General features: G+C 69.4%; 17 protein-coding genes and 2 pseudogenes. 5 read left to right on the top strand and 14 right to left on the bottom strand.

All coding sequences use genetic code 11. The features are described from left to right. Window positions 1-7: 7 nt before the first annotated feature. From E0500_RS41525 to E0500_RS41480, 9 genes and pseudogenes are all read right to left on the bottom strand, one after another. A complete protein-coding gene (locus tag E0500_RS41525) occupies window positions 8-1201 on the bottom strand; it encodes a Gfo/Idh/MocA family protein (protein ID WP_131572324.1) in 1194 nt (397 codons plus the stop codon). Window positions 1202-1252: 51 nt separating this feature from the next. After that, a complete protein-coding gene (locus tag E0500_RS41520; RefSeq protein WP_181587406.1) occupies window positions 1253-2290 on the bottom strand; it encodes a substrate-binding domain-containing protein in 1038 nt (345 codons plus the stop codon). Window positions 2291-2307: 17 nt separating this feature from the next. Next, window positions 2308-3331 (bottom strand): annotated as a pseudogene (locus E0500_RS41515) (ABC transporter permease). Next, complete coding sequence (locus tag E0500_RS41510; RefSeq protein ID WP_131567521.1) at window positions 3328-4884, bottom strand: sugar ABC transporter ATP-binding protein; 1557 nt, start codon at window positions 4882-4884, stop codon at window positions 3328-3330. Before E0500_RS41510 ends, E0500_RS41515 begins: the two are co-directional and overlap by 4 nt. A gap of 147 nt (window positions 4885-5031) precedes the next feature. Next, window positions 5032-6213, bottom strand: coding sequence for an ROK family transcriptional regulator (locus E0500_RS41505; protein ID WP_131567519.1), 1182 nt, complete (start codon window positions 6211-6213; stop codon window positions 5032-5034). A gap of 541 nt (window positions 6214-6754) precedes the next feature. Beyond that, window positions 6755-7252 carry an SMP-30/gluconolactonase/LRE family protein gene (locus tag E0500_RS44690; RefSeq protein WP_258573794.1) on the bottom strand — a complete coding sequence of 166 codons (498 nt, stop codon included), beginning with the start codon at window positions 7250-7252 and terminating at the stop codon, window positions 6755-6757. Continuing rightward, window positions 7153-7779, bottom strand: a complete 627-nt coding sequence (locus E0500_RS41495; RefSeq protein WP_131567517.1) for a TetR/AcrR family transcriptional regulator — start codon at window positions 7777-7779, stop codon at window positions 7153-7155. The genes E0500_RS44690 and E0500_RS41495 overlap by 100 nt, the downstream gene beginning before the upstream one ends. Further along, window positions 7779-8105, bottom strand: coding sequence for a non-heme iron oxygenase ferredoxin subunit (locus E0500_RS41490; RefSeq protein ID WP_131567515.1), 327 nt, complete (start codon window positions 8103-8105; stop codon window positions 7779-7781). The genes E0500_RS41495 and E0500_RS41490 overlap by 1 nt, the downstream gene beginning before the upstream one ends. Window positions 8106-8724: 619 nt before the next feature. Continuing rightward, complete coding sequence (locus tag E0500_RS41480) at window positions 8725-9114, bottom strand: signal peptidase I (RefSeq protein WP_131567512.1); 390 nt, start codon at window positions 9112-9114, stop codon at window positions 8725-8727. Between the two features lie 132 nt (window positions 9115-9246). On the opposite strand from E0500_RS41480, the gene E0500_RS41475 reads away from it, so the two are divergent. From E0500_RS41475 to E0500_RS41465, 3 genes are all read left to right on the top strand, one after another. Continuing rightward, the gene (locus tag E0500_RS41475; RefSeq protein ID WP_131567510.1) at window positions 9247-9738 is read left to right on the top strand and encodes a hypothetical protein; all 492 of its coding nucleotides are present in this window, start codon (window positions 9247-9249) and stop codon (window positions 9736-9738) included. A 228-nt stretch (window positions 9739-9966) separates the two neighbouring features. Beyond that, window positions 9967-10536 (top strand): hypothetical protein, encoded by a 570-nt coding sequence (locus E0500_RS41470; protein WP_131567508.1) that lies wholly within the window; start codon window positions 9967-9969, stop codon window positions 10534-10536. A gap of 287 nt (window positions 10537-10823) precedes the next feature. Further along, window positions 10824-12707 carry an ATP-binding cassette domain-containing protein gene (locus tag E0500_RS41465; protein WP_131567529.1) on the top strand — a complete coding sequence of 628 codons (1884 nt, stop codon included), beginning with the start codon at window positions 10824-10826 and terminating at the stop codon, window positions 12705-12707. A 106-nt stretch (window positions 12708-12813) separates the two neighbouring features. Here the strand turns inward: E0500_RS41465 and E0500_RS41460 are convergent. After that, window positions 12814-13196, bottom strand: a pseudogene (locus E0500_RS41460) (YbiU family protein). A 421-nt stretch (window positions 13197-13617) separates the two neighbouring features. Between E0500_RS41460 and E0500_RS41455 the strand changes: the two are divergent. Beyond that, window positions 13618-13956, top strand: coding sequence for a hypothetical protein (locus tag E0500_RS41455; protein WP_258573793.1), 339 nt, complete (start codon window positions 13618-13620; stop codon window positions 13954-13956). A 35-nt stretch (window positions 13957-13991) separates the two neighbouring features. Next, the gene (locus tag E0500_RS41450) at window positions 13992-14906 is read left to right on the top strand and encodes a phosphotransferase family protein (RefSeq protein WP_165935110.1); all 915 of its coding nucleotides are present in this window, start codon (window positions 13992-13994) and stop codon (window positions 14904-14906) included. A 126-nt stretch (window positions 14907-15032) separates the two neighbouring features. Here the strand turns inward: E0500_RS41450 and E0500_RS41445 are convergent, their stop codons facing one another. The 4 genes from E0500_RS41445 to E0500_RS41435 form a co-directional block, all read right to left on the bottom strand. Further along, window positions 15033-17594 carry an FtsX-like permease family protein gene (locus E0500_RS41445; RefSeq protein WP_131567504.1) on the bottom strand — a complete coding sequence of 854 codons (2562 nt, stop codon included), beginning with the start codon at window positions 17592-17594 and terminating at the stop codon, window positions 15033-15035. Further along, window positions 17591-18316, bottom strand: coding sequence for an ABC transporter ATP-binding protein (locus tag E0500_RS44680; protein WP_131567527.1), 726 nt, complete (start codon window positions 18314-18316; stop codon window positions 17591-17593). The genes E0500_RS41445 and E0500_RS44680 overlap by 4 nt, the downstream gene beginning before the upstream one ends. 41 nt (window positions 18317-18357) lie before the next feature. Next, window positions 18358-18486, bottom strand: coding sequence for a hypothetical protein (locus tag E0500_RS44675; protein ID WP_258573792.1), 129 nt, complete (start codon window positions 18484-18486; stop codon window positions 18358-18360). Between the two features lie 426 nt (window positions 18487-18912). Then, window positions 18913-19893 (bottom strand): ferric reductase-like transmembrane domain-containing protein, encoded by a 981-nt coding sequence (locus E0500_RS41435; RefSeq protein WP_131567502.1) that lies wholly within the window; start codon window positions 19891-19893, stop codon window positions 18913-18915. Between the last annotated feature and the right edge of the window lie 115 nt (window positions 19894-20008).

Below are 20008 nucleotides of genomic sequence, written 5' to 3'. Positions count from 1 at the left end.
GTTCTTTTCAGTCGATGGGGGTGTAGACGGAGTCCTTCTCGGCACTCTCCTCGACCGCGGAGAGCACCCGCTGGACCTGGAGCCCGTCGGCGAAGGACGGCTCCGGGCGGCGGCCCTCGGCGATGGCGTGGACGAGGTCGCGGGCCTGGTGGATGAAGGTGTGCTCGTAGCCGAGACCGTGGCCCGGCGGCCACCAGCCGTCGAGGTAGGGGTGGTCGGGTTCGGTGACGAGGATGCGGCGGAAACCGGCGTGCTCCCCGGGTTCCGTGGCGTCGTGGTAGGCGAGCTCGTTGAGGCGTTCCAGATCGAACGCCAGGGAGCCGCGCTCGCCGTTCAACTCGACACGCAAGGAGTTCTTGCGGCCTGTGGCGAAGCGGGACGCCTCGAAGGAAGCAACGGCGCCGGAGGCGAAGCGGCCGGTGAACAGGGCGGTGTCGTCGACGGTGACCGGGCCGAGGCTGCCGTCGGCGCTCCCCGGCTCGCTGCCGGGCAGCGGCCGCTCGCGCACGAACGTCCGGGTGAGGCCGGAGACCCCGACGACGGGTTCGCCCGCGAGGTACTGGCCGAGGTCGACGATGTGGGCGCCCAGGTCGCCGAGCGCTCCCGAGCCCGCCATCTCCTTGCGCAGCCGCCAGGTGAGCGGGAAGGTGGGATCGACCAGCCAGTCCTGAAGGTACGTCAACCGCACGTGCCGAAGCGTTCCCAGTCGCCCCTCGGCGATCATCCGCCGCGCCAGTGCGATCGCCGGGACCCGGCGATAGTTGAACCCGACCATCGCCACCTGGCCGCGCTCGTGGGCCAGCTCGGCCGCCTCCACCATGGCCTCGGCCTCGGCGACGGTGTTGGCGAGCGGCTTCTCGCACAGGACATGCTTGCCCGCGGCAAGAGCGGCCAGGGCGATTTCGGCGTGAGTGTTGCCCGGGGTGCAGATGTCGACGAGGTCGATGTCGTCGCGTTCGATCAGGGCCCGCCAGTCGGTCTCGGTCGTGGCCCAGCCGTGCCGGTCGGCCACGGTCCGCACGGCGGCCTCGTCCCGGCCGCAGAGGGCGGCCAGAACAGGGCGGCGGGGCAGGTCGAACATGCGCCCCGCGGTGAGCCAGCCCTGAGTGTGGGCGGCGCCCATGAAGGCATATCCGATCATGCCGACGCGCAATGGCGGTTTCTCTGCCGTCGTCGCGTCTTCGTGGTGCGGCTGGGTCATACGAAGGTCCTCCTCGTCAGGTGGCGCGGTAGGGCTGCGGGGCGGAGCGGATCAGCGGAAGCCCGTGGACATGTACTGGTCGACGTTGTCCTTGTCGACGACGGCCGAGTACACGGTGAGAGAGGCGGGGATCTCGAACTGGGCGAGCCCGCCGACTCCCTTGCCCTGGCCGAGGGCGCGGGCCAGGTCGATGGCGGACGCGGCCATGCTCGGGGGATACAGGACGGTCGCCTTGAGTACGCCGTCGTCCTTCTTGATGGCCTGGAAGGCGGAGAGCGACCCTGCCCCGCCGACCATCAGGAACTCGTCGCGGCCGGCCTGCTCGATGGCCCGCAGCGCGCCCACGCCCTGGTCGTCGTCGTGGTTCCACAGCGCGTCGAACTTCGACTGCGCCTGGAGGAGCTGGGCCATCTTGGCCTGCCCGGACTCCACGGTGAAGTCGGCGGCCTGCCGGGCCACCTTCTTGATGTTCGGGTAGTTCTTCAGCGCGTCGTCGAAGCCCTGGGTGCGCTGCCGGGTCAGCTCCAGGTTGTCGATGCCGGCGAGTTCGATGACCCGGGCGTTCTTCTTGTCCTTGAGCTTCTCGCCGATGTAGTGGCCGGCGTTGAGGCCCATGCCGTAGTTGTCGCCGCCGATCCAGCAGCGGTAGGCCTGCGGGGAGTTGAAGATCCGGTCCAGGTTCACCACGGGGATGCCGGCGCGCATCGCCTTCAGCCCGACCTGAGTGAGGGCCTTGCCGTCCGCCGGCAGGATCACCAGGACGTCGACCTTCTTGTTGATGAGCGTCTCGATCTGGCCGATCTGCTGCGCGGTGTCGTTGGAGCCCTCGGTGATCTCCAGCGTGACGTCCTCGTACTTCTCCGCGCGGCTCTTGGCGTTCTCGTTGATGGCGTTGAGCCAGCCGTGGTCGGCCTGCGGCCCGGCGAAACCGATCGTGACCTCCTTGCCGGGCTTGTCGTCGGCAGCCGGCTGGTCGTTCGTCGCGGGCGCGGCGTTGGTGGCATTGCTGGTGCATGCCGTGAGGAGGGCTCCCGCGGAGACCGCGGCGCTGCCGAAGAGCAACCCTCTGCGACTGGTGAGGTGTGACATGGCGGTGAAACCTTTCCTCAGGTGGTGCTTGTGGTACGTCGCTGGACCAGGACCGCGGCGACGATGATCGCGCCCTTGGCGATCTGCTGGACGTCGCTCTGGAGGTTGTTCAGCGCGAAGATGTTGGTGATCGTGGTGAAGATCAGGACGCCGAGCACGGAGCCCGTGATGGTGCCCCGGCCGCCGCTGAGCAGCGTGCCGCCGATGATCGCGGCCGCGATGGCGTCCAGTTCATAGAGGTTGCCGTTGGTGTTCTGGCCCGAGCCGGACAGCACGATCAGCAGGAACGCGGCGATGCCGCAGCACAGCCCGGACAGCAGGTACAGGTACAGCCGCTGCCGCCGGACGTCGATACCGGCGAGGCGGGCTGCCTCCGCGTTGCCGCCGACGGCGACCGTGCGCCGGCCGAACGTCGTGCGGTTCAGCACCAGCCACCCGATGATCGTCACGACCGCGAAGACCAGGACGAGCGGCGGTATGCCGAGCACGTAGGAGTCGCGGTTGCCCAGGTCCAGGATGCCGTCGACGGTGACGATCTGCGTCTGGCCGCCGGTCATCTGCAGGGCGAGTCCGCGGGCCGAGGCCAGCATGGCGAGGGTCGCGATGAACGGCACCATCCTGCCGTAGGCGATGAGCACTCCGTTCACCAGCCCGCAGCCCACGCCGACGACGACCGCCGTGAACAGGATGCCCGCGAAACCGTAGCTCTGGGTGGCGACCGTGGTCGCCCACACCGAGGCGAGGGCGACGATCGCGCCGACCGACAGGTCGATGCCCCCGGAGGTGATGACGAAGGTCATACCGACGGTGACGACACCGATCACCGACGCCTGGGTGAGGACGAGTTGGAGGTTGCGCGTGTCGAGGAACTGGTCGGGCTTGGTGATACCGCCGATGACGATCAGCGCGGCCAGGACGCCGAGGAGCGAGAGGATACGGACGTCGGCTCGGGCCACGAGGGCGCGCCAAGCGGGGGCGGGGCCGCGGCGGGGGCGCCACCTTGTCGGCGCTGTCTCGCGGCGGGGATATGGGCTGCGTCATGACGCGAGGCTCCCTTCATGGGCCACGGGGCTGCCTTGGCCTGCCTCCGGGCTTGCTTGCATGACGAGGTCGAGTACGCGGTGTTCGTCGAGTTCGCGGGCGGGCGCCGTGTGGACGACGTGTCCCTCGCGCAGGACAAGGACGCGGTCGGCCAGGCCCAGCACCTCGGGCACCTCACTGGAGACGAGGAGTACGGCCAGGCCCTCGTCGGCGAGGCGGCGGATCACCGCGTACAGCTCGGCGCGGGCACCGACGTCGACGCCTCGGGTGGGCTCGTCCAGCAGCAGCACACGACAGCCGCGCAACAGCCATCGGCCCAGGACCGCCTTCTGCTGGTTGCCGCCGGAGAGCGTACGGACCGGGACGTCGGGGTTGTCGGGGCGCAGCGACAGCTCTCGGGTGGTGGCGTGGGCGGCTTCGCGTTCCGCACGTCGGTCGATCAGGCCACCGCGTGAGAAACGGGACAGAGTGGAGACGGACACGTTGCGGGTGACCGACTCCAGCATCAGCAGGGCCTGTGCCTTGCGTTCCTCGGGGGCGAGTCCGAGTCCCGCGCCGACGGCGGCGCGAACGCTGCCCGGTCGCACCTTGCGCCCGTCCACCACGATGTGACCGGTGGTGGGCTTGCGGGCGCCATAGACGGTTTCCAGGATCTCGGAGCGTCCGGAGCCGACGAGTCCGGCGAGGCCGACGATTTCTCCGGGCCGAATCTGAAGGTCGAGTGGGGCGAACTCGCCTTGCCGGGACAGCCCGTGGACCTCCAGGACCGGGGTGCCGCCGGCTTCGGCCGCGGGGCGGTCGGGGAAGACCTGCTCGACCTTCCGTCCGGTCATCAGCGCGACGACGTCGTGGGTCGGCGTGGATTTCGCGGGCAGTCCGCCCGCGACCGAGCGCCCGTCCTTCAGTACGGTGACGCGGTCGCCGATGCGGCGGATCTCCTCCAGCCGGTGCGAGATGTAGACGACGGCCACGCCGTCGGCGGTCAGGTCGGCGACGGTGCGAAAGAGGTTGTCCACCTCGTCCGGGTCGAGCGCGGCGGACGGCTCGTCCATGACGATGAGCCGTACCTCGTGGGAGAGGGCCCGTGCCATGGACACGATCTGTTGCTGGGCCGCCGACAACTCGCCGACCGGCTGCGACGGGTCGATCTCGGGGTGCCCAAGTCTCTTCAGCAGCTGAGCGGTTGACGCGCGGGCGGCCTTGGCCCGGACGACGAAACCTGCGGTCGTGGGTTCATGCCCGAGATGGACGTTCTCGGCCACCGACAGGTGCTCCACCAGGTCGAGTTCCTGGTAGATGGTGGCGATGCCCAGGCGCATGGCGGCGATCGGGGACTTGAGGGTGACGGGTTCGCCGCGCCAGCGGATGATGCCGCCGTCCGGCTGGTGGGCGCCGGCCAGGGTCTTGATGAGGGTGGACTTCCCGGCGCCGTTCTGACCGAGGAGGCAGTGCACTTCACCCGCCCTGACTTCGAGGTCCACCCCGGCGAGGGCCTGAACTCCGGGGAACGACTTGGTGATTCCGGACATGCTGAGTAGAGGTGGTGGTGCCATGTGGGTTCCCCTCGGCGGGAGTGCGGGAGCGTTTTCGCGCAGGGCGGAGCGAGCCAGGGCAGGACAGGGCAGGACAGATCAGGTCACTGCGCAGGTGTCGGTGTGCGGTGGTGGAGCCCGTTGTACGGACTGGATGAGCGCGTCTGGTTACGCGGGCAGGAACAGGTGGTCGCTGATGAGCCGGGCCGCGCCGATCACGCCGGCGGTGGGCCCGAGTTCGCCCAGGACGATGGGCAGGTTGCCGGTCGCGAGTGGCAGCGACTGGCGGTAGACCTGGGTGCGGATCGCGGCGAGCACGTTGTGGCCGAGTCCGGTCACTCCGCCGCCGATCACCACCAGGCCCGGGTTGAAGAACGATACGAGCCCGGCGATGACCTGACCCGTGCGGGTACCGCCCTCCCGGATCAGGTCGAGCGAGGTCGTGTCACCTGCGGCGGCCGCGGCGGCGACGTCGGCGGCTGTCAGGGTGCCGTTCGTCTCCAGGCGCGAGGCCAGCTCCGCGGAGCGACCCCGCTCGGCCGCTTCGAGTGCGTCGCGAGCGAGGGTCGCGCCGCTGAAGTGGGCCTCCAGGCAGCCCCGGTTGCCGCAGGCGCACGGGCGTCCGTCGGGCACGGCCTGGATGTGTCCGATGTCGCCCGCGCTGCCCGTCGTACCGCGGTGGATCTCACCGCCGACGACGATGCCGCAGCCGATGCCCGTGCCGATCTTGACGTAGAGGAAGTCGCCCACGGTGCGTGCGACGCCCGCGTGCTGCTCCCCCATCGCCATCAGGTTCACGTCGTTGTCGACCATGACCGGGCAGCCGAGTTCCTGGCTGAGTGCCTCCCGTACCGGAAAGCCGTCCCAGCCCGGCATGATCGGAGGCGCCACGGGGACGCCCTCCGGGAAGCGGACCGGGCCGGGGATGCCGATGCCGGCGCCGTCGAAGCCCTCGGCCAGGCCGGACGCCTTCAACTTCGCTGCCATGGCGAGGACTTGCTCGAAGACCGCGATGGGGCCCTCGCGTACGTCCATGGGCTGGTTGATGTGCCCGAGGACCTCCAGCTCCGCGTTGGTGACGGCGACGTCGACCGAGGTCGCGCCGATGTCGACACCGAGGAAGCGGAGGTTCGGGGCGAGCCGGACGTTGTGCGAGCGACGGCCGCCGCGCGAGGCAGCGAGTCCGTCGGCCACGATCAGGCCCGTCTCCAGCAGCCGGTCCACCTCGACGGCCAGCTTCGACCGTGACAGATCGATCTGATCGCCCAGTTGCGCACGGGAGTTGGGGCCGCCATCGCGCAACAGCCTCAACAGCCGGGCCTGATGCGTATTGGCGGGTCGCTCTGTCATACGCCTCATGTGCCCCTCACCGCCCCAGTCGGATCTGTCCGTCGGCTTCCGGCCACCCTGCGGCTACCGGGCTTGCTTCGACAGGGACGGTAACAGCTTCCGTCCTACAGAGGAAGAAGTTCTTCTGAAACACGAAGAACTTTATCTACAGCGAGGACAAAGTCCCGTCCGAGCGGCCGTGCTCACCTATGACGGGTGCCTCGTCGCCGTCGATTGCTCGCAGAAATCACCGCGCCGAAGCCCGACTGGCCGGACCGAGCGCTGCCGCCCGCCCCCGCCCGGCTCCTGCCTCAGCGGTCCAGCCACCCTCGCCAGGTCGCCCACCGGAATCCAACGATCTCCGCGAACTGATCACCCTGCTGGCCACCGACACAAGCACCGCCGGGCGTTCCCACACGCACACGGCGAACCTCTCCGGCTGGGATACAAGGTCAACGCGACCACCGTCCGCCGCGTCCTGCGAGCCGCCACGGTTGTGCCCTGGACAATGCCGCCGGCGGGCGCGCCGCGAGTGGACCGCCTCTCACTGGAACGTCGTCGGCTACGCCTGGCGCCAGTGTCCGGTCTCCGGTGCCCGGGCGGGAGCAGGGGCGCTGAGCACCGCGCCCGAAGCCTTCGTCGGATGAGTGAGTCCGTACCGGGCCGTGGTGATCAGGATTCGGAAGTCGGAGGGGTGCACGCACACAGAAGTGGGTTGCGGGGAGGGCACCTTCCGGGTGTGGAGCAGACGGCCGTCGGCCTGGTAACGGCGGATCTCGCCGCCGCCCCAGACCGCGACCCAACTCCGTTTCCGCCCGGTCGCATGATGCGCTCGGCCTGGATCGGCAGCCAGGTCTGGACCGGCCGCGGCGTACGGGCGGGAACTCGCTGCGTGCGTTGGGTGCGGAGTGTCTGACTGCCGCCCGGGCCAGCGGATGTGTCCACCGTTGCCCCCGCGGTTCACACGTGCGAGACGCCGACGGTGAAGGCGTCCGGTCGAGTCATCAGTCGTACCAGGTCCGCCCAGGTGGTCTGGAGGCGCTCGGTGGGGATGTCGCATTCGCCGCCCAGATAGTCCGCCGTCTCGATGGTCGTGAAGGCGAGCAAGGCGTGGGCGAGCATGTCGTGGTCGGCGTCGACTCCCGCTTCCCGCAGGAGGGTCGAGACGTGGCGGTGAAAGGCGCGGCCCGTGGCGGAGGCGTTGCGGTTTCGGAGGCGGAGCTGGCGTGCCAAGGAGGCGCCCAGGTCCGAGACGGCGGCGCTGCGGCTGATCAGCGCGCGGCCGAACGCCGTCAGCCGGTCCGCCGCCGGTGCACCGGGGCCCAGGGGCGGGGGCCCTGAGGTGTACGCCTCGTGAAACTCCGCCTCGGCTTCGTCGAGGAGTGCGACCAGGAGGCCGTCCCGGTCGCCGAACCGGCGGAAGAGGGTGCCCTTTCCCACACCGGCCTCTTTCGCGACCGCTTCCATGGTCACGTGTTCCGCTCCGTGCTCACTGACCAGGCGGCGGGCGGCCTCCAGCAGCCGGGCACGGTTGCGGGCGGCATCGGATCGTTCGGCGTCCGCGGCGGTGCCGTCCGGTGCGCCCATCAGCCTTCTCCGGTCACACGCACGTACACGTTTCCTTCATCGATCCGAACCGGATAGACCGGGACGGGACGTGTCGCCGGGGGATCGAGCGGCTTGCCGGTACGCAGGTCGAACCGGGAGGCGTGCAGCCAGCATTCGATGCTGCAGTCGTCGACCTCCCCCTCGGAGAGGGAAACGGCGCTGTGCGAGCACGTGTCGTGGATCGCGAAGACCTGCTGCTCGGTGAGAACGAGGGTGACAGCGACGCCCTCCACCTCGAAGCGCCGGGGGATGTTCTCTTCCAACACGTCGAGCGTGCAGAGGTGGGTGTAGCCGCTGTCGGGCATCGTTCTCCTGGATGCATGTGAAAGGTGTCGTGCAACGGCAGGACCGCCGTGCTCGTCCCGGACAGCACGGGGGTGGGGCCGATGGCCCAGGCTAGCGGCGTGGGGCGGTGCCGGGATGCGACCCTGGTCCGAGTCCGTATCGGCACATGGAACTAGGGCTTGTGTCGAGAGTGGATCTTGCGCGTGAGACGACCTTGGTTTCGGGTCCGCACCGGCATCCCATGGCGGGACATGCCCGAGCAGTATGGACCGTGGGGTCGGGCGTACGACCCGTTCCGTCGCTGACAGTGGGGCGGCACCTGGTACCGGTTCTTCACAGTCCTCCTTGGGCCCACCAGCACGCCGCCGGAGCACGCAAGGGGGGGGACCTTCGGAAGGAGCCGCCCGGCGGCAAGGCCGACCAGGCCCGCAACCGAAAGAGACGCGGCTCAAGCGGCGGTAGGCCGCCGAAGTTCGACTCCGTCGACTATCGCGAGCGCCACACCGTCGAGTGCGGCATCAACCGTCTCAAAAGACACCGGGCCGTGGTCACGCGCTACGACAAGCTCGCGGTCCGCTACGAGGCGGCCGTCCTTTTCGCTGCGATCAACGAATGGCTATGACCATCGCTCTTTCGTGCTCAGCTCTCCAGTCGCGCCCGACCCTTGTCTGCCACTGCGTAGCCGGGCACGGACGGCCATCGAACAGTCAGCACCACTGACTCTTCCTCTGCGAACCATGAGTGGTCGACTCCGCGCCCCCACACGACGTAATCACCCTGCTCTTCCAGCAGAACACTGCGGCCAGGGAGTTCAACGCGGAAGCGGCCGCTGATGAGGACCAGGAGAGCTGTGCGTTCCTCGCCCGTCACCCACTGCAATCGCTCGTCGCCACGAGGGTGGACGCCCCATTTGATCTCTACGGCCTCGCTGTAGCGCGGATCGCCAACGTTCTTGAAGTGCCCGAGGAGCCATCCCCGGTCCAGTGCCGCATCCTTGCCCGCGTTGCCCACGTACACACTGTCGTTCACGGAGGCGGACGCTAGCAGTTGCTCTTGGGGGCGCAATCAGCACTTCCGGCACACGCCCTAGTGCTTTCTTCCGATGCGCGTTGCGCCAAGAGACCGATTCCCGCCGTTCTTCGCGTCATTACTGTCAGCCACATGAGCGACGAAGCGGAGAAGACCTCCCGCGACCGCGCGATGGACGTTGTCCGGGGCTACGCGGACCACGACGCCATCGCGGTGCAAGACGCGCTGGCCGGTCTGGACGCCGGCAGCTGGATCAAGGTGTATGCCGTCCTGAGTGGTCTGCTGCGCTCCACCATCAGCATCATGGAGTTGACCGGCGAGCGGTGGAAGCTGGACGCCCTGGTTCGGCATGCCGACGAAGTCGCCGCCGCAGCCCCGCCCCACTACGAGTTCACCGTTGCCGAGGCAGCGCGGGCGTGGGCCCGCGGAGACCAGTCGGCCCTGCGCACGTTGTCGGGCCGAGACCTCGCGGGGGCAGTGCACATGACGGCCGTATTCCTCGCCGTTCTGGGTCTCGCGCTCTGGGGCAGGGTCGGATTCCTCGATGTTCTCAGGGCGTTCCACGAGACGGTCACCGCGCTCGTGAACGATCAACCTCTCGGCATCCGACCACTCGACCCGTAACGTCCACAGATCAGAATCCCGCCTCAGACTCTCGTCGGCTTCGTCGTCGATGCCACCTGCCTGCGAAGCCGGCGAGACCCCCTTGTCTCCTGCCGTGTGGCCGAACCCTTCACCCTTGGCCCTTCACAGAAGCGGAGCGTTTCGCGTGTCCAGAGCCGCGCTGAACCCGGCCGTCGCCGTCGAGTTGTTGCCGTGGGATTCGCCGACTCTCGACGCTCAGGAGGCGCCGTGAACTTCCGGACCCCTCTGTCCGCCCTGTTCCCTGGTACGTCCGGCCGGCTCCTCACTGCCCTCGTCGATCACCACACCGCCGATCCAGAGCGGCCGCTGACGCTCAACGAGTTGTCCAAGGCCGCTGCGGTGACGCCCACCCAACTGGAGGCAGCGATCTTCCGCCTCGGCATACTCGGCCTCATCGCCCCCAGAGGCAAAGGAGAAGCCGTACGTCTCGTCGTACGGCACATCGCCTGGGATGCTCTGCGTCAGCTGACAGATCTGCGCGACCGCATCGTCGACGCGGTCAGCGAACAGGCGCAAGCCCACCTCCGCCCAGCACCGGACTTCCTCGCGCTGAACGGCCCCGTGATCGAAGGAACGGCGTCCCACCCTGCCGACGTACTTGAGCTGATCATCGTTCCCCCGGCCGCTGCGCCGGCTGTCTGGGAGGATGGCGTCACCGCCCTCGTCGCACAGCTGTCCCACGATCTGGGGAACCTCGTTGTCCACCGCAGTGCCCATGACACCCAAGAAGCGGAAGCCATGGCCGGGCGGAGCGCCGTACGCGTATGGCCGCCGTAACGGTGTGCAGGACTGGTCTTGTTTGTGGGTGACTCCCGTCGTCACCACGAGTCGATCAACCGCCGGAACCTCATTCGTCACAGGCGTTTCAGACGTCGGCGATTCGGCCAATCCTCATCGCTCGAGGACGGCCCCAGCACGGTGTCCATGCGCTCGCCCCCTTGCGTTTCAAGGACTTCAGCGCGACCGGAATCGAGCGCGTTCGATTCCGGTGCGGGGTCGTTATGCCGTGCATCGCCGAACCATCCAGGTGCGGCACCGGCCCCCAAGGAGGGACGCAGGTGACTGTGACTGACGCCTCGACTGCAAACGCGGAGACGCCTCCTCCACCACCCCCGGCCACCCTCACCTTCGAGGGGAAACACGGCAAGAACCCGCTGGCCGACGTCAGTTTCGGGGCCCTGTGCCGACGCCTTCCCGCCGTACTCGGGCACACAGCGCGGATGGCGTGGGCCGTCGACAAGCCGGGCGTCGTGCTGCTCCTCGTCTGCCAGTTGCTCACCGGCTTCGCGGCCGCCGTCGTCCTCGCTTTCACCGCTCAGGCGATGACACACATCCTCGCCACCGGCACCGTGTCCGAACGCCTGCACACCGCCCTGCCCGCCCTGGCCGTCGTGACGACGGCTGCGGGCATTGGCCGAATCAGCAGTGCCTTGTCCTCGTACGCCGACGGACGAATCACACCTCTGCTGATGACCGAAGCGGACATTGCCCTCGTCGCAGCCGTATGCCGCGTGGAGTCGTCCGCGTACGGCGAAGACGGATTCGCCGACCGACAGGAGGCCGCCGAAGTCGGCGTCACCCGGACCCGGCTGATGGTGCAGGACTCCCAGCGGTTCATGTCCGCCCTGATCCGCATGATCGCCGCGAGCGGGGTCATCACGGCGCTGCACCCGCTGATGTTGCCTCTGCTCCTGCTGGCCGTGCTCCCGGCCGGCGCCGGTGCCGTGCTGTCCGCACGCGTCGACTACGAGACCCATTACCTCAACGTCGGTGACCGCAACGTGCGCTCGATGATGCGCTGGTGGGCCACCTACTCCCGCTACGGCGACGAGGTCCGGGCCAACGGCATGACCGGTTACCTCGTCTACTGGTACCGCGCCCTGTCCGACCGGATCGACCGGCGCACCTTGACCGCGGCCCCGCGAATGCTCCGCATCGTCCTGGCCACCAGCGCCCTGGGCGGGATCTTCTTGCTGGGCACCTGGACCACCCTCGCCTGGCTGGCAACCACCGGCCGGGTCGCCCTGCCCGTCGCGGCCACCGCCGTGGTCGCCGTCCAGACCACACTGGCCGCGCTCTCCCAGTTCGTCATCCATGGCGCCGCCATGTTCCACACCTCGCTCTACCTGGCCGACATGCGGTCCTTCCTCGACATGGCCAGGGAACGCGCCCCCAAGCGCGGGGAATTGACCATTCCGGAACCGGTGGATGAGATCCGCCTCGACGAGGTCGTGTACCAGTACCCCGGCAAGGAAGAACCGGCCGTCTCGGGGGTATCGCTCACGCTCCGCCGCGGCGAGATCCTGGCCATCGTCGGCGAGAACGGCTCGGGCAAGTCCACGCTGGCCAAGCTCATCACCGGCATCCTGCTCGCCGACAAGGGGCGAGTCCTGTGGGACGGCGTCGACCTCGCCCAGGCTGATCCCGACGCCGTGTGGAAACGCACCGCGCTCGTCCCGCAGGGCTTCGCGTGCTGGCCCCTGCGCGCCCGCGAGAACATCACCCTCGGCCAGCCAAAGACGTACGACGACGGACCGGTGTGGGACGTCATCGACGCCGTAGGTATGCGGGAAGCGATCGAGAAACTGCCCCATCAGCTCGACACCCTCCTCGCCAAGGAGCTGTGGGGCGGCGCCGAACTGTCCGGAGGGCAGTGGCAGCGCCTCGTGTGCGGCCGCGCGCTCTACAGGCAGACGCAGCTGCTGATCCTGGATGAGCCGACCTCGCAGATGGACGCCCGCGGTGAGCACGCCATCTTCCTGGAGATCAAACGGATCGCCGCCGAACGCATGACGATCGTCGTCACCCATCAACTTGAGAACACCAAGATCGCGGACAAGGTCCTCGTGATGGAAAACGGCCGGATCACGGAACAGGGCACGTACGACGAACTCGCCGCCGCCCATGGCCTGTTCAGCGAGCTGCTGGCCCTGTCTCAGGACCGCTGACCGCTAACCGCTGACCGTCGCAGGAGGCGAGAAGAGCACGTGGTGCCTGCTGCCCGGGCCGAGCGCGCCGCGCAGCGCCCCCCGGTCCGGCACCCCCGGCCGTCCCTCACCTGCTTCGGCCCCGGCTTGGGCAGCAGCGGACAGGGCCTGCGGGTCCCGTCAGACGAGGTCCAGGCCGCGGCGGCCGGTCTCGTTGAGGTGTCTCGGTCGTGAAACGGTCGGTCCAGGTGCGCTCGTAGTGTTCGGCGGGGAAGTCGCTGGGGCTGGAGCCGGTCACGAAGGCTTCGCGGACTTCTGCGGCGTAGCGCTCGTTGCGGGCGCACCAGGGGCCGCGGGGATGTACATGACGTTGCCCCAGCCCCGCTGGTTTTCGACCGGGGCGACGCTGTGGATCATGTCGCAGTGCCACCGGACCGAGTCGTCGGCCCGCACGTCGGGGATCGGTGTGAGGGCGCGGTAGAGCGTGGGGCGCAGCAGGAGGTAGGCCATGATCTCGGGGATCGGCACAGTGAGCCGGTATCGCTGCGCCAGTGAGTGAGCGGTTTGCCCGAACTCCGCGCCCCATCCCGGTCGTTGCTGCGACCCTCACCAGCCCCGAGTTGGTCGGCGCCCGTGCCCGGGCGGTCGAGGAGTTGCGTTCTCTCATCGTCCGCTCGGCTGCCCCGCTTCCGAGCGATGCGACCTGAACGAAGCAGAACGGCATAGAACGTCGCAGAACGGCGCCGGCGTCGGCATCGGCATCGGCATCGGCATCACCACTCTCTACCGCCACTTCCCCAACCGGGAGGCCATCGTTCGGGCTGTCCTCGACGACATCCTCGAAACCGACCTTCTTCCCCTCATTGAGCGTGCCTCCGACGCACCGCATCCCCGTCAGCCGCTTCAGAGCATCGCCACCCATCTGCTCGACTTGATCGCCCAGGAGAAAGGGCTGGTCAGTTTCGTCGGCTATTTCGCCGACGTCGCGGTGGACGCCCTGCAGCGCTTCAGCGACTCGTTGTACCCGTTGCTTCTGCGCGCTCAGCAACAGGGCGAGATCCGGCCCGATCTCACCGCAGAAGACATTCCGCGCCTCCTCCTCATGGCCATAGCGGGCCTCGCGCTTCCCGGCACCACACCCTCCCTGCGCGCCCACTTCGTCGCCCTGCTCTTCGACGCACTCAACCCCGCCAACGCAACTCCCCTACCCTCGCTGCACCCTGACGGGGACGATTTGCGCGCGGCACTCAGCAACGTGGCACGCACCTGACCGCACGGCCGCTGCCGGCAGGGAGGAACCTCAGCTTGAACACACCCGACGAGTTGCCCGACACGGGGCCCATACAGCTACTCGCCCGCGTCGGGGAGGCGTTGGGGAGTCCGGCCGTTCTGGTCCGCCCTCTTTCCGGGTCGATCGTGAACGTCGTCCACGCCGTCCGGTGTGGAGAGCGCGAACTCATCGTCAAATTCGGAGCCGCCGAAGGCATCAGGCGGGAGGCCGCAGTCCTGACGCTGCTCCGTCAGACCGAGGTGCCGATCCCACACGCCGTTCTGCTGCCGGCGAATCCGACCTTCCCGAACGATCTCCTGCTGATCGACGTCCTGCCCGGCCATGCCGCCGAACTGGACAGCGGGGTTCTGACGGACGCGGGAAGAAAACTCCGGCGTGTGCACGAGGTGGAGTTGCCGGGATTCGGACTGGTCGGCACCGATCACGAGCGGGTGGCGGCCGCCTCCGGCACCTGGTTCGGTTTCCTGGACGCCGTCGTGGCCGCCGCCCGACAGCTCATTCCCGTGAACGTCATGCCCACGGCCGTGCACGACGAGGTCGCCGCGCAGCTGCGGCAGCACCGCACCCGTGCCCATCTGACCGGTGTTGGTCAAGGAGTCCTGCTGCACGGCGACTTGATGCCCAAGCACGTCTGGGACGACCAGGGTCGCCTCGTGGGTCTGATCGACTGGGGAGACGCAATGGCGGGTGACCCTCTTTTCGACCTTGCCCGTTTCTCGATGGCGGGGGACGACGCGTTCCGCCAGTTCCTCCAGGGGTACGGCAGTCCGAATCCACCGGACGCACACGTCCTGGCCCTCTACAGGATGGTCTGGTCCCTGATGGCACTCACAGTGGAGTGCGGCGCGGGAGGTGACTGGGTCGACGGTTACCTCTCGACCGTGCGACGCGAACTTGGCTTTCTGCGCCAGCTCGTGGACCAGGGATGACATGCGTGAGTGGACCACCGCGCCTTGTCGTCATCGGTCAGGGGCACGTCGGCCTGCCCCTCGCGGTCCGGGCTTCGGGGCAGTCGCCCGCCCCGCGCCCGTCCGCGCGGGAAGCGTGTCCTGCTGTCACTCCATGGCTATGGCGCGGAGGACGTTCAGGCGTGCCGCACGCCGGGCCGGGCGCAGTCCTGCCAGGGCACCCGCCGCGAGGCCGACCAGGGCGACCGCAGCGAGGTTGACGGGGGGAAGCGCGAAGGTGAACCCGGTGTCGGAGGCGCCGCCGGCGGAGCGGACGAGTACCCAGCCCAGGAAGGCGCCGAGCAGCAGGCCACCCGCGGTGCCGAAGGCGGCGACCAGGACCGACTCCCAGCGGACCATCGCCCTCAACTGGGGCCGGGTCTGGCCGACGGCCCGCAACAGGCCGAGTTCACGGGTGCGTTCGTGCAGGGCGAGCGTAAGGGTGTTGGCGATGCCGAGCAGGGCGATGAGCACCGCGAGCGCGAGCAGGGCGTAGACGAGGGTGAGCATCATGTCGATGCCGCTCGCCGACGACTCGGCGTACTCGGAGCGGGTCTGCACCGATGGCTTGCCGTACTGCGCGGCGACCCGCTCCACCGCGGCCTTGCCTTCGGCCGTGCTCACTCCGGGGTCGAAGGTGACGGCGACGAGGGTGTCGGAGTCCTGGGTGCGGTGCGGCGCCCAAGCGGAACGGGTGATGACGTAGTCGCCCGCGAGTTCCGACTGGTCGTAAACCGCGCGGACGGTGAAGGACGGCTTGGTGCCGTCGGTGAAGGCGAGCCGGGCGGTGGAGCCGACGGTGAGGTGCTGCTGGTCGGCGGCCTTGCGGCTGACGGCGATGCCGTCGGTGCCGAGGTGCTGGAGCGTGCCGTCGACCGGGCCGAGGTCGAGGACCTTGCCGAGGGTGGCGGGGTCGGTGACGGTGAGCGCCCGTCCGCCGCCGTTGACGTCGGCGACGCCGCTGCCCAGGCCGACGGCGTAGCGCACCCCGGGCTGCTCGGCGATCGCGGGGGCGAGCTTGGGGCTGAGTCCGCTGCCGCCCGCGCCGAACGAGGGCGCGCTGACGGCGACGTCACCCGCGAAGGACCGCGAGACGGTCTGGTCCATGGTGGTCTTCAGCGATGCGGCGAAGACCGTGAAGAGGGAGACGACCGTGACCCCGATCATCAGTGCGCTCGCGGTGGCCGCGGTCCGCCTCGGGCTGCGCAGCGCGTTGCGGCGGGCGAGGCCGCCGGTGATGCCGCGGAGCCGGTCGAGTGGTGCGCCGAGGGCCCGGACCGCCACCCGTGAGGCCACCGGGCCGAGCACGACGAAGGCCGCGAGGGCGAGCAGCGCACCGAGACCGGCGAGCCACAGGGACGGGGTGACCCATACGCCCGTCAGTGTGCTCGCTGCGGCCAGCACGCCGAGCCCGCCGCCCACGACGGCACGTGACCGGGACGTACCCGACTGGTCGACGGCCGTCTCACGCAGCGCGGCCAGCGGCGCGGTGCGCCCGGCCCGCGCCGCGGGCAGCAGTGCGGAGCCCAGGCAGACGACGACCCCGACCGCGAGCGGCAGCAGCAGCGATGTGCCCTTGACCACCAACTCGCCCTCGGGGAAGGGGAATCCGACGGCCGGGAAGAGCGCCTGCAGCCCGGCCGCGATTCCGATGCCGCCGCCGAGGCCGAGCGCGGACGCGGTGAGGGCGACCACGGTCGCCTCCACGAGGGTGGCGGCGGTGACCTGGCCACGCGCGGCGCCCAGGGCCCGCAGCAGGGCGTTCTCGCGGGTGCGTTGGGCGACGACGATCGCGAACGTGTTGTAGATGGAGAAGGTCGCGACGAGGAGCGCGACGCCGGAGAAGACCAGCAGGAAACTGGTGAAGAGGGTGAGGAACTGGCCGGAGACCGTCTCGTTGTTCTCCTGCGCCGACTCCTGGCCGGTGATGGCCTCGATGCCCTTGGGCAGCACGGGTGTCAGCGCGTCGACCAGCTGCCGCTGGCTGACGCCGTCCTCGGCACGTACCTGGATGCTCGCCGCCTCGCCGGGCCGTGCGGTGAGGTATTCCTCGGCGTCGGCCCGGGTCATGCCGGTGTAGGTCGCCTGGCCCATACCGTCCGCGCCGCCGAAGGTGGCAAGGCCCACGATCGTGACCTTGACGGGGTCGGGGGTGCGCAGGGTCGTGGTGTCACCGACCTTCAGGCCGCCCTTCTCGGCGGCGCCCTTGTTCACGACGACCTCGCCGCTGCGGGCCGGGGCCCGTCCTTCGGCGAGCCGGTAGGGGTTGAGCCGCGGGTCCCGGAGCCAGTTGCCCGCGGTGGTGGGCGGGCCCTGGCCGCCGATCGGTGTGCCGTCGGCGCCGACCAGCTGGCCCCGGCCCTGGATGTCGGGTTCGGCGGCGGCCACCTGGGGCACCCGCTCGACGGTCCTGACGAGCGAGGCGTCGACGGGCTGCCTCACGCCTCGGCCCTCGCCGGGGGTGGTGATGGTGTCGGCGCTGCGGACGACCGCGTCGGTGCCGGCGGTGGCGTCGCCGAACAGGCTGCTGAAACTCGCGCGCAGCGTGTCACCCATGACAAGGGTGCCGGCGAGGAAGGCGACGCCCAGGAACACCGAGATGAATGTACCGGCGAAGCGCCTCCTGTGCGCGCGCAGGGAGGACAGGCTGAGGCGCAGGGCCGCGTTCACGACCTCACCTCGAAGGCCTTCATACGGTCGAGGACGGCCTCGGCGGTCGGGGACCCCATGCGGTCCACCAGCCGCCCGTCGGCGAGGAAGACGACCTCGTCGGCGTGGGCCGCCGCGACCGGGTCGTGGGTCACCATGACGACCGTACGGTCCATCTGACGCACCGCCCGACCGAGGAGGTTCAGTACCTCCTCGCCGGAGCGCGAGTCGAGGTTCCCGGTGGGCTCGTCCGCGAAGACGACATCGGGCCGCCCGGCGAACGCCCGTGCCACGGCAACGCGTTGCTGCTGTCCTCCGGAGAGCTGGGCCGGGCGGTGGCGCAGCCGATCCCGCAGACCGACGGTTTCGATGAGGGTGTCGACCCATTCCCGGTCCGCGGTGCGGCCCGCCAGGTCGAGGGGGAGCGTGATGTTCTCCGCCACGGTCAGCGTCGGGACCAGGTTGAACGCCTGGAAGACGAAGCCGACGCGGTCGCGGCGCAGCAGCGTGAGGCGGCGGTCGTCGAGGCCGCTCAGCTCGGAGTCGCCGATGTGGGCGGAGCCGGAGGTGAGCGTGTCGAGGCCCGCCGCGCAGTGCATGAGAGTGGACTTGCCGGACCCCGAGGGCCCCATGATCGCGGTGAAGCGGCCGGCCTGGAAGCCGACGCTCACCCCGTCCAGGGCCCTGACTTCGGTGTCGCCGCTGCCGTACACCTTCACGGCGTGCTCGACCCGGGCGGCCATGCGCAGACCGGTGGCGGAGCCACGGGGGGTGGTCACGACGGTCACAGCGCGCCCTCCTTGTCCGTACGGCCGAACGGCTCCTCCAGGACGGACCCGGCCGCCCGGATGAGCGGAACGAACATCATCCACGGGCCGGGCCCGCCGCCGTCCCAATGCGCCAAGGTCTGCATCGCGCTCTTCTCCTCGCATAGCGGCCGAGTGGCCGGAAGGGGGTTCCGTTGCCGTTTCGAGAATGGCTGCACGAGGGGGTCCGGGGCGTCGTCCGGCCAGCGGCCGTAGGCGTACCTCACGGGGAGTACGCGCAGGCATGACCGCTACTCCTTGGAGGCGCCGTCTCCCCTGCGCCGGGGCATCGCCGGGGCATCGCCGGGGCAATCCCAACCGGCTCCCAGGACCTACCCAGGTCCCGGGAGCCCTTGAGGTCGCAGAGGTGAAAACGCCCGGCATCTCCGGGGATCGGGCATCTCCTCACGGCCGACGGGCTTCTTGTTCACCGCTCGCCGTCCGGCTCGAAACGGCCGCCGCTCCGCATGAGTGTGGTGTGGGGGCGGCGGGACGCCAACTCCGTGGCCTGCCGCCCCGCGGGCGTGGGGGCGTCAGCCGTGTTCGTTGTGGCTGGACGAGGTGTCCTCGGGCGGCATGGTGCGGCCGCCGTCGTTTCCGCTGATGACCGCAGCGAGCAGGGCTGCGATCGTGCCGGCCACTGCGATGCGGCCGCCCAGACGCAGGGCCCAACCCGCCGGTGAGCCGGTGTGGGTACGAGGGCCACGCAGTTTCTCCGAGCGCCGGGCGGGCTGCAGCAGGCGTAGCAGGAGGAGTGCGGCGATGGGGAGTTGGAGCAGCCAGATCGCGGTGCGGAACCAGCCGTCGTACCAGACGTTCGTGCCGTAGAGGAGGGTGTGCCAGACGCTCAGGATGTACACGGCGATGACGAAGCGGTGCAGGATGCGCCAGGTTCTGGGGCCGATGCGGTGCCTGACGTAGAAGAGCAGGCCCAGGGGGATGGCCAGATAGAGGGCGGCCTGCCCGAGAGGGATGGCTAGCTGACCGGTGCCCGAGTCGTAGCCGCCCGGGACGAAGGTCTCCACGAAGGCCGTGCCGATCGCGGAGTACCAGCGTGCGGTGTCGGAGCGCACCAGTTGACCGGCGAACAGCAGCGCGTGCGCGGCGATGAGGGCGATGGTGTTGAGGCTGGTGGTGCGGTGAAGGCGTTCGAGCCGCTGGCCGGGCAGCAGCAACCACGAAGGGCGGGAGCCGGAGAGGAGGAGTCCGAGGACGACGGTGATCCAGGCCCACAGCAGGGCGGACCAGCCGAACGCCTGGCTGAGGAAGTACATCCAGAACTCGCCCTCGTCGGCCATGAACGGCATGACGGAGACGGTCGAGGAGGTCTCGGCGCGGATGCGGGCGTAGAGGAGGGCGAAGACGGCGGCGGTCACGACCAGCGCGATGACGCCGTCGGGTATGGAGGCGCGCAGGTCGGATCGCAGGGTGGGGCGCCGTTGCTGCCGGTCACCGGTGTCGGCGACGGGGGCGTCGGCCGGTTCGGAGGCAGGTTGCGCTGGTAATGACGTCATCGTGCGGCCTTTTCAGTCGCTTGGGCTGGTAAACGGGTGCGCCGGCTTTCCGGCTTTCCAAGCACGGGTGTGTGCAGTCGCGCTGTTGCATGGGTCGGAGAGGGGGACCCGGAAG

Source organism: Streptomyces sp. KM273126, from assembly GCF_004337435.2.
Classification (GTDB): Bacteria; Actinomycetota; Actinomycetes; order Streptomycetales; family Streptomycetaceae; genus Streptomyces; species Streptomyces acidicola.
This window is presented reverse-complemented; position numbering and strand designations above follow the sequence as displayed.

What these genes read in the sequence shown, in the direction of transcription:
- E0500_RS41525 (WP_131572324.1), bottom strand. Translation starts at nt 1,201, where the DNA reads ATGACCCAGCCGCACCACGAAGACGCGACGACGGCAGAGAAACCGCCA.
- E0500_RS41520 (WP_181587406.1), bottom strand. Translation starts at nt 2,290, where the DNA reads ATGTCACACCTCACCAGTCGCAGAGGGTTGCTCTTCGGCAGCGCCGCG.
- E0500_RS41510 (WP_131567521.1), bottom strand. Translation starts at nt 4,884, where the DNA reads ATGGCACCACCACCTCTACTCAGCATGTCCGGAATCACCAAGTCGTTC.
- E0500_RS41505 (WP_131567519.1), bottom strand. Translation starts at nt 6,213, where the DNA reads ATGACAGAGCGACCCGCCAATACGCATCAGGCCCGGCTGTTGAGGCTG.
- E0500_RS44690 (WP_258573794.1), bottom strand. Translation starts at nt 7,252, where the DNA reads ATGCGACATCCCCACCGAGCGCCTCCAGACCACCTGGGCGGACCTGGT.
- E0500_RS41495 (WP_131567517.1), bottom strand. Translation starts at nt 7,779, where the DNA reads ATGGGCGCACCGGACGGCACCGCCGCGGACGCCGAACGATCCGATGCC.
- E0500_RS41490 (WP_131567515.1), bottom strand. Translation starts at nt 8,105, where the DNA reads ATGCCCGACAGCGGCTACACCCACCTCTGCACGCTCGACGTGTTGGAA.
- E0500_RS41475 (WP_131567510.1), top strand. Translation starts at nt 9,247, where the DNA reads ATGAGCGACGAAGCGGAGAAGACCTCCCGCGACCGCGCGATGGACGTT.
- E0500_RS44680 (WP_131567527.1), bottom strand. Translation starts at nt 18,316, where the DNA reads ATGGCCGCCCGGGTCGAGCACGCCGTGAAGGTGTACGGCAGCGGCGAC.
- E0500_RS44675 (WP_258573792.1), bottom strand. Translation starts at nt 18,486, where the DNA reads ATGCAGACCTTGGCGCATTGGGACGGCGGCGGGCCCGGCCCGTGGATG.
- E0500_RS41435 (WP_131567502.1), bottom strand. Translation starts at nt 19,893, where the DNA reads ATGACGTCATTACCAGCGCAACCTGCCTCCGAACCGGCCGACGCCCCC.